Genomic DNA, 12,388 nt, shown 5'->3' with positions numbered 1-12,388 from the left:
TCATTTGTTATGATCTATTTTTCTCGGATAACCTCTACTTCTTTGTTTCAAACTTTTTTCTCCTCCATCAAACATAGTAAAACTGTTTATCAACTGTCGATTGAATTTATTTTATCAACAGCATATCCTTAAGTAAACAATAATAAATTACGTTTCACACGAAATTTTTATCGTCTTGCCCCAGATTTATTTTGGCATAAAAAGGTTCATGACAATAGAATGCTTGCAGAGCGTGCATTCTATTATTCATGACAATAGAATGTTCGCGGAGCGTGCATTCTATTGTTTACTTCTAGAATCAGTCAAAGTAAATGGTCTTGCCAGTCTTTGCAGATTCATAAATTGCTTCCAGCAGCTGTGTAACAACCAGAGCCTGCTCCGGTTCTACAGTCAGAGGAGTGCCCTTGGTTACTGCATTGTAGAAAACTTCTGCTTCGATATCTGCGGGTTTTTCTTCTGTGCCATCGTAGAAAGCAACACCGCCTGCACCTAAGTCGGGTTTTTCTACACACTGACGTCCGTGATGTACGCGGTTGATGCGAAGACCATCCTTCATATCAGCGCCTGCTTTGGTACCGCACAGGCTGGTCTTTGCTTCATCCACATCCAACGAATTTAATGCCCAGGAAGCTTCCAGAACGATGGTCGCGCCATTCTTCATCTTGATGAAGCCGAATGCAGAATCTTCTACAGTGAACTTCTTAGGATCCCAGTCACCCCATGCATTGCCGGTCTGAGTCTGGTCTGCCAGCTTACGGTAGGTAGAACCGGTTACGCTTGCGGGCTCGTAGTTGTTCATCATCCACAGTGTCAGGTCAAGTGCATGGGTACCGATATCGATCAGGGGACCGCCGCCCTGCTTTTCTTCATCAATAAATACGCCCCAGGTAGGAACGGCTCTTCTGCGAATCGCATGAGCCTTTGCATAGTAAATCTCACCCAGCTCATCTGCTTCGCAGGCACTCTTTAAATACTGGGAATCTGCACGATAACGGTTCTGGTAACCGATGGTCAGGATCTTACCTGTCTCTTTTGCGGTTTTTACCATTTCCTTTGCCTCTGCGTAGGTCTTTGCCATAGGCTTTTCACACATAACGTGCTTGCCGGCTTTCATTGCTGCAATGCTGACCGGTGCATGTGCGTTATTGGGAGTCAGAACGTAGACAACGTCCACATCCTCTTTCACCAGCTCTGTATAATCGGTATAAACTCTTGCGTCGGGTGTGCCGTATTCTTCTTTTGCTTTCTCCGCCCGCTCTTTGATCAGGTCACAAAATGCAACCAGCTCGATCTTTCCGTTTTTCTTGATTGCGGGAAAATGCTTTCCGTTTGCAATTCCGCCGCAGCCTACTACGCCTGCTTTAATAATTTTTGTCATGTCAGACTCCTTTCCAAGTTCTTTTAAATAATTAAGGCTTTTTTTCATATCTCCCATGGGTGTCCCGTAGGGATGATCATCCTGTTCAATAACCAGCCACTGTGCACCGCACTCTTTTGCGGTCTTTACCAGAGTCGGAAAATCCTGTTCTCCTTCGCCCAGTGCCAGCAGATCTACGCCATCTGCTTTGCGCCGAAAATCCTTTACATGTACCAGCGGGCAGCGTCCGCTGTATTTTTTCAACCATTCGCTGGGATCCGGTCCGCCAACCTTGATCCAGCAGGTGTCCGGCTCTGCACCCAGCACATCCGCAGGAACCTCTGCATACAGCTGATCCAGCGCATAGGTACCGTCCGGTGTCTTTGCAAATTCAAAATCGTGATTGTGATACAGAAGCGTCATGCCGTGTTTTTTACAGCCCTCTGAAATCACCGGGATTCCCTTTATTGTTTCCTCATATAAAGCTGCTCCAAATCTGCGGTCTTCCCCCAGCCAGGGAATTACGATATAGCGGCAGCCGATGGTTTCATAGTCCTGCAGAGTCTTTTCCAAATCTCCAGCCAGCTCGTCATAGGAAACATGTGCACTGATCGCAGTCAGTCCTGCCGCTTTTATGCTGTCACGGATCTCTTCTGCACTTTTTCCATATAATCCTGCCAGTTCTACACCGTCGTAGCCCATCTCACCCAGCTTTTTCATTGTGCCGGCAAAATCACGCTCCGCCTCTTCCCTTACCGAATAAACCTGTACTGCAATCGGTAATGTTTTGCTCATGGATCCCTCTCCTTCTATCTATGCTGTCGGAACGCCCATTTTGCAGGCATTCCGACTGTTCCCCTGTTTTCAGGCTTCGAATTTGATAACCTGTTTCTTTTCTGCAGATTCGAAAATTGCTTCCATCAGGCGCATAACTCTTGCAACCTCATCCAGCTTGATCCTGCTCTCTGCTTTTCCTTCGATCACTGCCATTACATTGCGGTAGAAATCGCGGATGTCACTATCTGCCCAAGGCAGATCCTCTGTGCGGATGGTATCCTCTCTTCTCGGAGCCATGGTCTTTGTCAGGCCTGCTGCCGTGATGACCGGAACAACATCACCTTCATTGACACCGGTTGCACATACCATCTTGCCGTCTCTGCCGAAATCCTGGATGACAGCCGTTCCGTCAGCGCCTAATACATACCAGCGAGGCAGGGATACAAAGTTGCTCGTGCCAACCTCAACCAGCACATGCACTCCGTTTTCAAACCCGAGGTCTGCAGAAAAGCCGTCGTCAACCAGCTGGTTGGTTACATTGGTCAGAGTTGCATAAACAGTGTTTAACTTCACGCCGGGATATAATAACAGCGCCTGATCCAGAAGATGTACGCCCCAGTCAAGCACCATGCCGCCGCCATGCTCTTTTTCCTGTCTCCAGTCACCGGGGATACCTCTGGAACCGTGTACTCTGGATTCAATTCTGAAAATCTCGCCCAGCTTGCCTTCTGCCATGATATTCTTTACCGTCAGGAAATCTTCATCCCAACGACGATTCTGATGTACGGTAAAGAATTTGCCGGTCTTTTCCGCAGCCGCGCGCATTTCTGCAAGATCCGCAGAGCAAAGAGTTACAGGCTTCTCGGAAACGGCGTTCTTGCCAGCTTCCATGGCACGAATGACAACACCTTTATGAACATCATTCGGAGTTGCTACCAGTACGATATCAACAGTCGGATCTGCCATCAGATCTTCTTCGCTTTTATATACATGGATGCCCTTGCCTTCTGCATAGGTTCTGCGTTCTTCCTTAATATCCCAGATACCTGCAACTTCCAGGTCGTCAATTCTCTGAATCAAATCATAATGCCAGCCTGCCATTCCGCCAAAGCCGACCATCGCAAGTCTATGTTTCATGTCTTTTCCTCTTTTCTGTTCTGTCGCAGCAGGACGCTTCTGCGTCCCTGCCTATATGCCGAGTTGCAAAAGCAACTCGGTAAAACCATCCGGAACTGTTTTCGCAAACACGCCGGGTTACGCAGTAACTCGCTGGAACTTCCGACGGAAGTTCCATGTTATGCCCAATACATATTTCCTCTGTCCTCAAAGATCAGGGAATTCTTCAGGCATCCGATTGCCTTTAACAGTCCTTCCTTACCAGACATCAGGCTGTCTTCATGCTCGATGCTGATCGCATAGTCATAACCTGCAAGACGAAGTTCGGAAGCGATCGCTTTCCAGTAATCTTCGCCATGACCGTAACCAACAGAGCGGAAGATCCAGGAACGAGTCAGTTCTTCGCTGTAATGCTGTGTATCCAGTACGCCGTTTACTGCAGTGTTGATTGCATCCACTTTGGTGTCTTTTGCATGGAAATGGAAAATCGCATTTGCCTTGCCAAGCTCTCTGATTACTGCGATCAAATCCATTCCCTGCCAGATCAGGTGGCTGGGATCCAGGTTCGCGCCGATTTCCGGACCAACTGCCTCACGCAGCTTTAACAGACTTCTTGTATTGTATACGCAGAAGCCGGGATGCAGCTCCAGTGCGATTTTATGTACGTTATGCGCTTTTGCAAAAGCAACCTTTTCTTTCCAGTAAGGAATCAGAACATCGTTCCACTGATATTCCAGAATCTCGGAAAAATCATCCGGCCAAGGACAGGTAACCCAGTTGGGAGTCTTGTCCTCCGGAGATCCGCCAGGGCAACCGGAAAACGTATTTACAACCGGAACACCAAGCTTTTCTGCCAACAGGATCGCATTGGTCAGATCCTCATCGAATTTCTTTGCAATCGCTTTATCAGGATGTACTGCATTCCCGTGTGCACTCAGTGCACTGATCTCCAAGCCATATTTGTGAATTGTGTCTAAAAACTCTTTCTGCTTATTTTCATCCGCCAGAAGCTCTGCCGCGTTGCAGTGCGCCGTTCCAGGGAAGCCGCCGCAACCGATCTCCACCATCTGTACGCCCTGTTCAGACAAAAATTTACATGCCGCATCCAGGGACATATCGCCCAAGGCAACCGTCAATACTCCTAATTTCATGTGCATTTTCCTCCTTTAGCATTGATCAGATTCGTCATTTTGTATTCATTTCCAACAATCACTGTTTTTATTTTGTTTCTATGCTACACATTTTAATGAATAAAACGAAAGAAAGATAGACCTCCTTTGCTACTCTCTCATACGATTCTGCTATTTCTTCTTTTCTTTTTCCGATTTTACATCCACTGGATCTTCTTTTTTTATGGATCCGATTTCGAAGGTTTTGATTCCTTCACTTCTACCCGGACGCTTTGCACTCTTGCCCTCGGATTCCCGCACCGCTTCCATCGGTGTACATTGATAATACCGCCGGAACAATCTTCCGAAATGATTGTAATCCGAAAATCCGACCGCATCCGCAACCTCTGCCGCAGAATAATTTCCGCTTTTTAACAGATGCATGGCTTTCTTTAGACGCACCTCATTCATATACTGCAGCGGCGCCATCCCCATACTCTCCCGAAACAGATGGTTAAACCTGTCTTCGCTGACATGGATCAGTTCAGCCAGCTGTGCATTTGATATGCTGTCCGTATAATTTTCCTCAATATAATGGACAACCGTGTTCAGGCGCTCCAGATTTTTCCGACGCTTTAAGCTCTCTTTATCCGTCAGCATCTGTTCTGCGTAGCGGCGCACCAGATAAGCGATCAGCTGCAGCAATGCTCCCTTACAGGCAAGCTTCCAGCCAAGGCTTCTTTCATTCTGTTCCTGATAGATCAGGCTCATGAGCTCCTGTATCTTTGTATCTGCACAGATCATTGGCTGAAACAAAATATTTTTTTCCGCTACCTGCGCAGACAGCTCGTCCAGCTCAAAAATAACAACCAGCACCTCTACCGGGGTTCCGTTGCAAAAACCGGCATGCAGGACATTGCTGTTAATGACAGCAAGATCGCCTTGTCGAAAGGTATACCTGGTCTGATTGAGCAAAATATCCGTCTCCCCATGTACAACGTAATGCAGCTCAATGTGCTCATGCCAGTGTGTGTGGAAATACTGGCATTTGTCCTGAACCCGGTTCATAAATACTTCGATTGGAAACTCTTTATCGCTGATAATTTTCTGTTCATAAAATTGCAGCTGCTGCGATGACATTGAAATTCTCCTTTTTGTACTTTCTCCCACTCTGTACTCATGCTACAATATATCGATGATACTGATATCCGTCGGTCAAACTACACACTCGTTTAAAAATCTTTACAGAAATGGAGAACCTATGAATCCACTTTGTAAACCCTCTGGCAAAACAGCTTGCCAACCGCTCCTGATCGGCTCCCATGTGGGCATGAGCGGAACATCTATGATGGACGGTTCCGTCCAGGAAGCGCTTTCCTACGGAGCCAATACCTTTATGCTTTATACCGGCGCGCCGCAGAACACACGACGTAAACCGGTGGATGAGCTCTGCATCCCACAGGCACAGGAACGGATGCGCCAGAACAATATTACCCGCTTCGTCGTCCACGCCCCTTATATCATCAATCTCGCCAATACCGTAAAACCGGAGGTCTTTTCCCTCGCGGTTGAATTTCTCGCAAAGGAAATCGAGCGGACAGAAGCGATGGGCAGCGACGTGCTCATCCTGCATCCCGGCTCCCACGTCGGTGCAGGAACAGACGCCGGAATCCATCAGATCATCGAAGGCTTAAACGAAGTGCTTTCCCAGCCTTCTCCGGTCCGCATCGCCCTGGAAACCATGGCCGGCAAAGGCTCCGAAATCGGCAAACGCTTTGAAGAACTGGCTGCAATCTATGACGGTGTCCGTTTTCCCGACCGGCTGCGCGTCTGCTTCGACACCTGCCACGTCCACGACGCCGGATATGATCTCGCAGCAAATCCCGATCTCGTCCTGGATGAGTTTGACAAAACTCTCGGCAAGGACCAGATCGCAGTTTTCCATATCAACGACAGCAAGAACGAAAAGGGAGCCGCCAAGGACCGGCATGCCGATCTCGGTGCCGGTCAGATCGGGTTTGATCCGCTGTGCCATATCGTCCATCATCCTGATTTTTTGACTATCCCCAAAATCCTCGAAACGCCCTGGTATCCTGACCCGCAGAACCCGAAAAAGCTGCTGCCGCCCTATCGCCGGGAAATCGCGTGGCTGCGCGCCGGACGGATAGACGCGTAGTCCTATAACCAGTCGTTCCAGAACTTCTCCACCCGGCTGCCGATGCTCTCTCCCCGGACGACCTCAAACTGCTCCCATTCCCGTGGAAACAGCCTGCGGTAGCCCGGTGTCAGGAACCGGTCATCCAGAAGCGCCACGATTCCGACGTCGTCCGCTGTCCGGATAACCCTGCCTGCCGCCTGAAGCACTTTGTTCATGCCGGGATACCGGTAGGCATAGTCAAAACCATTCTCTCCGTTTTCTTCGAAATATCCCCGAATAATCTCCCGTTCCGTGCAGACCTGCGGCAGTCCGGTTCCTACAATCAGAGCGCCGATCAGACTGTCCTCCTTTAAATCGATCCCCTCGGAAAAAATCCCACCCAGCACGCAAAAGCCAACCAGACTGCTTTCTTCCTCCACTTCGATTTCCATATGGATAATATCAGACAGGTTCATTCCGGGATTTCCCTCAAAGCGCTGCAAAAACGCCTCCCGCTCAGCCTCATCCATATGCTCGGTCTGTACCAGACACTCTGTATCGTCTTTTACCGCATAACACCTCAGATAACGCTCATACACCTGCTGCAAAAAGACGTGTGATGGGAAAAAAACCATATAATTTCCATGCCGCTGCGACACGGTTTGATGAATGTAATTCGCGATTTTATCGTATTCCCGGTCGGAACGCCTCGTATAACGGCTGGTCACATCCTCCGCCAGAAACAGCCCCTTTTTCTCCGGCGAAAAAACGGACTTCGCGTAGACCTCATAATCCTCTGCCTCTCCGCCCAGAAGCTTTTTATAATACTGGATCGGAAGCAGAGTCGCGGAAAACAACACACTGCTGACGGAACGCTGCAGACACTCCTTGAGGTTCGTCGACGGGTCAACATTGAACAGTCGCAACAAAAAGCGTCCATCTTCATCCAGCTTTGTATACACAACATATTTCTGATCCATCAGCTCATAAATCTGCAGAAAATGACTGATTTCAAAATAGAAGTCCAGAATCTCCCGCCGAACCGGGCTGTCATCGTGATTTTCGAGATAGTCTTCCATACAGGGCGACAACCGCAAAAGTGCCTGTACGAACGCATCTATCTCCTCCACAATACACCAGTCCCCGCATTCGCGTTTCAGGAAAAGCAGCTCACGATTGCACTTATCCAAAAGCTTCTCCATGCGAGGAGAAAATGCCTTCACAGTCTTTTTCAAGGTCAAGAAATCTTCTTTATATAACTGAGCGCTGTACATTTCCCGACCACGCTCCAAAAGATTATGCGCCTCATCAATCAGAAACAGATACTGCTCTCTGCCTGCACCTTCTCCGAAAAAGCGCCGCAGATAGACATGCGGATCAAAGACATAATTGTAATCGCACAAAATACCATCGGAAAACAGGCTCATATCCAGCCCCAGCTCAAAGGGGCAAACCTTATATTTCTGAGCACAGGCCTCGATTTCTTCCCGGCTGTAATGCTCCTTTGTCGTCATCAATTCAAAAATCGCATCGTTGATCCGGTCAAAATGTCCCTTTGCATAAGGACAGGAGTCCGGATTGCATTCCGATTCTTCCATAAAGCAGATTTTATCCCGTGCCGTCAGCACCACCGTCTTAAAATGCAATCCGCGCTCCCGCAAAAGGTCGAACGTACGATCCGCGACTGTCCGGGCAATCGTCTTCGCTGTCAAATAAAAAATCCGATCCGCCTTTCCTTCCCCGACTGCCTTGACTGCCGGAAACACCGTCGAAATCGTCTTACCCGCCCCGGTCGGTGCTTCGATAAACAGTTTTCTGCTGTGGCAGATCGTATGATAAACATGCGTGACCAGCTCTTTTTGTCCCTCCCGGTACGGGAACGGAAAGGACAGGCTGTGAATGGAATCCTGACGAAGTTTCTTCCAGGCAATGTCTGCATCTGACCACTTCCGATACTCCTGCAGCAAACTGTCAAACCATTCTTCCAGATCTGACATCTCATACACAAACTTGAAATAGCGGATTTCTTCTGTCTCTATATTGCAGTAGGTCATACTGACCTCCATCCGCTCTTTTCCATGCTCCTGCCCATACATCCAGGCATAACATTTTGCCTGGGCCAAATGCACCGGATTCGGCTCCTTCATCCGGGACAAATCCCGATACGTCCCCTTGATCTCGTCAACTGCAACGGGATCGGAATCGATAATCCCATCTGCCCTGCCCTCTACGACAAGATCATATTCCCCGCAGTCTCTGCGATAACGCAGCATAACCTCTGCATGGTAACTGGAACCCATCTTTTTCTGGATCATGCGGTGAATTCGGCTTCCCTCCGCCATAGCGTCGTCCGGGGCAGATTTTTTGCGATTGTCAATATCCCCTGTGCGAAGCAAAAACTCCACCAGTCCTCTTACTGAAACCTTGATCTCCACGACACTGTATCCTCCACATGCTTTTGCCTTATTTTTTCTGAAATTCCGTCATGTGCATCCGATACTTTAACGGCACCAGCTGTTGTTGCAGGGGTTGATTTTGCCGCTCAAGGATTGAAAGGGACCGACAAAAGCTCTGAAACAGCACTTCGATCTCCTGTTCGTTCTCATCCTTCTGCTGTCCGGCCTGCTGCAGTGTATCCAACTCCTGCTTTGAAAGCTTTGTCAAAAACCACGTTTTTCCAGCCGGATGGATTCCTGCTGCTGCCCTGCGTTCATCCAGAATCACAAAATTCTCCAACGGGAAACGGTCTGCAAAATGCGGCATAACAAGCGCAAGAACGTCTGCATCCGGCGCAATCTCCCCATATAAAATTCCGCCGGTGATCTCCTGAAACCGAAGAAACTGAAGCACTCTTTCCCGCACCCTGTGTACACTCCGGCTCAGTGCAAACACCCGATGGATACATGGCTCTGCAAGTGCCTGTAAAAGCGGTCCCCGGATCCGACCGGACAGACCAGCTGCAACCGTCTCATAAACTGCCTGACTCTTGTCGGCTTCCTCTGACGCCAGCGCATAGCTGATCGCTTCCCATGCCTGCTCTCCGAAACGTCTCCGCAGGGTTCGTGCTACCTTCGCCGCGCACTCTGCATCCGGCATTACCTCCCGGTACTGGGTAAACAGACATAAATCCGATGCACCTGTTTGAATTTTAACACGTTTGCCGCAAAGCTTCCATTCATAAATCCGATAAATTGCAGTAAGTATCCCTTCGACCGAGTCCTCGCATATCAGAATCAGCTCTTCCATTTCGTTTTCCCCCACATCAGATTCGGTCAAACCATCGTCTCCTTCCCATACAGAACTTTTCGGCTCGCCGCGCTTCTCCCCCCGGTTCTCGGTTTCACCCCGCTGCGCCCCTCCAGACGCTTTCCGGCTGTACCAGCTGCTTCCCATCGTAGCCGAAGTTCCGATCATCAAATAAAGACAGCTGCTGATACGTTACACCATCCTTTTCAAACGGGAGATTTTCCCGGATGCCGAGAAGCTGCCGCGTAATAAAGTTTTCCTCAATTCGAAGTGGATACATCTGTCTGCCGTTGCAGGTGATAAAATAAATCGCACGCTTCAAAACGACACCAATCTTTTTCAGATGCTGATACTCCAGGCGGCTGCTTCTGCGCGCCTGAACAATCCTGCGGGCGCTTTTGACACCGATCCCGGGCACGCGCAAAAGCTCTTCATAGGAAGCGCAGTTGACCTCCACAGGAAACTGTTCCAGATGCCGCAGCGCCCAGTCTGCCTTCGGGTCTAAAAACAGATTAAAGTCCGGATTCTTCTCGCTTAAAAGCTCCCCTGCCTCAAAGCCGTAAAAACGAAGCAGCCAATCTGCCTGATACAGCCGGTGTTCCCGCAGAAGCGGCGGACCTCCCTGCAGCGCCGGAAGGTCTTTATCCTCATTGACTTTTACAAATGCGGAATAGAATACTCGTTTTAAATCAAATTTGCGATACAAGCTCTCTGCCACAGACAAAATTTCATAATCATGCTCCGGTGTCGCGCCGATAATCATCTGCGTAGACTGTCCAGCCGGAACAAATTCCGGGGCATGCCGGTAAAGCGCCACCTCCTGTTTGCTCACAGAAATCCCGTTCTGAATCTGCCGCATCGGCGTCAGGATCGTCTTGCGGTGCTTGTTCGGTGCAAGGCGCGATAAGCCCTCCGCCGTCGGGAGCTCCAGATTGATACTCATGCGGTCCGTCAAAAATCCCGTCAGCCGGATCAGTTCCGGATCCGCCCCCGGAATCGCTTTGACATGGATATAGCCCTGGAAATGATACTGCGTGCGCAGCTTATAAATCGTCTGATACAAAAGCCCCATCGTCACATTCGGATTCCGTATAATCCCGGAGCTTAGGAAAAGTCCTTCGATATAATTACGGCGATAAAACTCGATCGTCAGGCGACAGACTTCATCCGGCGTAAACGACGCCCGCGGCACGTCGTTGGAATGCCGGTTCTGACAGTATTTGCAATCATAAATACATTCGTTGGTAAACAGAATCTTCAGCAGGCTGATGCATCTTCCATCCGCTGAAAAGCTGTGACAGATTCCCGCGTTTACCGTGTTGCCGATCCCTTTTCCATCACCCCTGCGATTGCTCCCACTGCTCGTACAGGCAACGTCATATTTCGCCGCATCGCTCAGAATATTCAGCTTCTCCATCAGGGACATTTCCTGCATGATCCTCATCCTGTACTCCATTCCGCAGACAGAGGTTCCTGAATTTCGTTTGATTTATTCGAACATTTGTTCTGTCTGTAGTTTTATGATAGTACGTATGTTCGATTTATGCAAGCACTTTTTGTGCTTTTTTCAATCGTTCTGAGAACTGATCGTAAAAATTCTGTTCTGCATCCCAGCCCCGGAAATAAAATTCCTGCAAAATGTAGCGATTGATCCTCTGCGCTGCCTCCATATCGGACTGCTGCATCAGGCGATCCTGCAGCCTACGCACAAAAAAATGCCAGTCCGCCACAAACGTCTCATAACGACCAAATTCCGGCATATCGATCCATTTGCGGATTTTCTGCTTTGTGCGGTTTTCCCTGCTGCACTCTTTTGTCTGTAAAAAATATCGGAAGCTCCCGTTTTCATAAAAACGCCCCAGCGGAAACAGCCGGCAAATGCCCGGGCGGAACGGATGGATGCTGCAACGTCCTTTTTCGTTCAAATATACGCACTGCTCCTTTTCCCCCGCCATTTTCAGGTTCGGCAAAATTACACCGTCCTGTACATGCAGATCCAGACTTTCATCCAGAAGCTGTTCAAAGCTTTTGCCGCGTCCCTGCATCAGCTGCCAGACGTCCAGCGGGTCTAAAATAATCGTATCCCCCATCTGACAGCAGCAATCGCAGCACCCCTCGCAGTCCTGACAGCCGACCTTCGCAAGATCTCCCGCTGTATACAGTTTTCCGTCCGAAATTTCATCCAGATCGATATTGCGCAGCATAATGATTTCCTCCCAAATAGATGTTTCCATACGACTTGAAAAAACTTGTGCCCTGATACATGCTCTGCCTGCGGCGGATCACAAAAGCGACTTTCTTCCGCTCCGCCGCTTATGCGTCCCCGTAGAGCGTTTTTTATCGTATAGAAACGAAGTTTCCCATACAACAAAAAAGAGACCTGACTCTTCAGGTCTCTTTGGAGTGAAGCACGGGGGATTCGAACCCCCGACAACCTGATTAAAAGTCAGGTGCTCTACCGACTGAGCTAGTGCTCCATAAAATTAAATTACGGGCGTCATCCGTCCGCATCAAAAGCTGGGCTAGCCGGATTCGAACCGGCGAATGCAGGAGTCAAAGTCCTGTGCCTTACCGCTTGGCGATAGCCCAGGAAGGTGGATACAGGGATTCGAACCCTGGGCCTCCAGAGCCACAATCTGGCGCGCT

At 49.2% G+C, this 12,388-nt stretch carries 9 protein-coding genes and 2 tRNA genes; 1 reads left to right on the top strand and 10 read right to left on the bottom strand.

The features are described 5' to 3' along the window. Window positions 1-298: 298 nt before the first annotated feature. From ACLTOQ_RS15960 to ACLTOQ_RS15945, 4 genes are all read right to left on the bottom strand, one after another. Window positions 299-2,152: a Gfo/Idh/MocA family oxidoreductase gene (locus ACLTOQ_RS15960; protein ID WP_330667400.1), complete on the bottom strand. Its 1,854-nt coding sequence runs from the start codon at window positions 2,150-2,152 to the stop codon at window positions 299-301. Between the two features lie 69 nt (window positions 2,153-2,221). Further along, on the bottom strand, window positions 2,222-3,271 hold the full coding sequence (locus ACLTOQ_RS15955; protein WP_262587426.1) for a Gfo/Idh/MocA family protein: 1,050 nt from the start codon (window positions 3,269-3,271) through the stop codon (window positions 2,222-2,224). 158 nt (window positions 3,272-3,429) lie between these two features. Further along, a complete protein-coding gene (locus tag ACLTOQ_RS15950) occupies window positions 3,430-4,401 on the bottom strand; it encodes a sugar phosphate isomerase/epimerase family protein (RefSeq protein WP_021914023.1) in 972 nt (323 codons plus the stop codon). Between the two features lie 150 nt (window positions 4,402-4,551). After that, the gene (locus ACLTOQ_RS15945; RefSeq protein ID WP_262587430.1) at window positions 4,552-5,499 is read right to left on the bottom strand and encodes an AraC family transcriptional regulator; all 948 of its coding nucleotides are present in this window, start codon (window positions 5,497-5,499) and stop codon (window positions 4,552-4,554) included. A gap of 121 nt (window positions 5,500-5,620) precedes the next feature. On the opposite strand from ACLTOQ_RS15945, the gene ACLTOQ_RS15940 reads away from it, so the two are divergent. After that, a complete protein-coding gene (locus ACLTOQ_RS15940) occupies window positions 5,621-6,535 on the top strand; it encodes a deoxyribonuclease IV (protein ID WP_412319922.1) in 915 nt (304 codons plus the stop codon). Between the two features lie 2 nt (window positions 6,536-6,537). On the opposite strand, the gene ACLTOQ_RS15935 is transcribed toward ACLTOQ_RS15940, so the two are convergent. The 6 genes from ACLTOQ_RS15935 to ACLTOQ_RS15910 all read right to left on the bottom strand — a co-directional run bounded on the left by ACLTOQ_RS15935 (window position 6,538) and on the right by ACLTOQ_RS15910 (window position 12,331). After that, the gene (locus ACLTOQ_RS15935) at window positions 6,538-8,931 is read right to left on the bottom strand and encodes an ATP-dependent DNA helicase (protein WP_337425935.1); all 2,394 of its coding nucleotides are present in this window, start codon (window positions 8,929-8,931) and stop codon (window positions 6,538-6,540) included. A gap of 28 nt (window positions 8,932-8,959) precedes the next feature. Further along, the gene (locus tag ACLTOQ_RS15930; protein ID WP_412319921.1) at window positions 8,960-9,772 is read right to left on the bottom strand and encodes a TIGR03915 family putative DNA repair protein; all 813 of its coding nucleotides are present in this window, start codon (window positions 9,770-9,772) and stop codon (window positions 8,960-8,962) included. 64 nt (window positions 9,773-9,836) lie between these two features. Then, a complete protein-coding gene (locus tag ACLTOQ_RS15925; RefSeq protein WP_337598647.1) occupies window positions 9,837-11,186 on the bottom strand; it encodes a putative DNA modification/repair radical SAM protein in 1,350 nt (449 codons plus the stop codon). Window positions 11,187-11,283: 97 nt separating this feature from the next. Then, window positions 11,284-11,946 (bottom strand): YkgJ family cysteine cluster protein, encoded by a 663-nt coding sequence (locus tag ACLTOQ_RS15920; protein ID WP_117962075.1) that lies wholly within the window; start codon window positions 11,944-11,946, stop codon window positions 11,284-11,286. Between the two features lie 200 nt (window positions 11,947-12,146). Further along, window positions 12,147-12,219, bottom strand: a tRNA-Lys gene (locus tag ACLTOQ_RS15915). 40 nt (window positions 12,220-12,259) lie between these two features. Further along, a tRNA-Gln gene (locus ACLTOQ_RS15910) sits at window positions 12,260-12,331 on the bottom strand. Between the last annotated feature and the right edge of the window lie 57 nt (window positions 12,332-12,388).

The organism is Gallintestinimicrobium sp. (genome assembly GCF_046968865.1).
Taxonomy (GTDB): Bacteria; Bacillota; Clostridia; order Lachnospirales; family Lachnospiraceae; genus Gallintestinimicrobium; species Gallintestinimicrobium propionicum.
This window is presented reverse-complemented; position numbering and strand designations above follow the sequence as displayed.

Bases quoted from the DNA above. Each gene is read 5' to 3' on its own strand.
- ACLTOQ_RS15960 (WP_330667400.1), bottom strand. From the start codon at position 2,152: ATGAGCAAAACATTACCGATTGCAGTACAGGTTTATTCGGTAAGGGAA.
- ACLTOQ_RS15955 (WP_262587426.1), bottom strand. From the start codon at position 3,271: ATGAAACATAGACTTGCGATGGTCGGCTTTGGCGGAATGGCAGGCTGG.
- ACLTOQ_RS15950 (WP_021914023.1), bottom strand. From the start codon at position 4,401: ATGAAATTAGGAGTATTGACGGTTGCCTTGGGCGATATGTCCCTGGAT.
- ACLTOQ_RS15945 (WP_262587430.1), bottom strand. From the start codon at position 5,499: ATGTCATCGCAGCAGCTGCAATTTTATGAACAGAAAATTATCAGCGAT.
- ACLTOQ_RS15940 (WP_412319922.1), top strand. From the start codon at position 5,621: ATGAATCCACTTTGTAAACCCTCTGGCAAAACAGCTTGCCAACCGCTC.
- ACLTOQ_RS15925 (WP_337598647.1), bottom strand. From the start codon at position 11,186: ATGAGGATCATGCAGGAAATGTCCCTGATGGAGAAGCTGAATATTCTG.
- ACLTOQ_RS15920 (WP_117962075.1), bottom strand. From the start codon at position 11,946: ATGCTGCGCAATATCGATCTGGATGAAATTTCGGACGGAAAACTGTAT.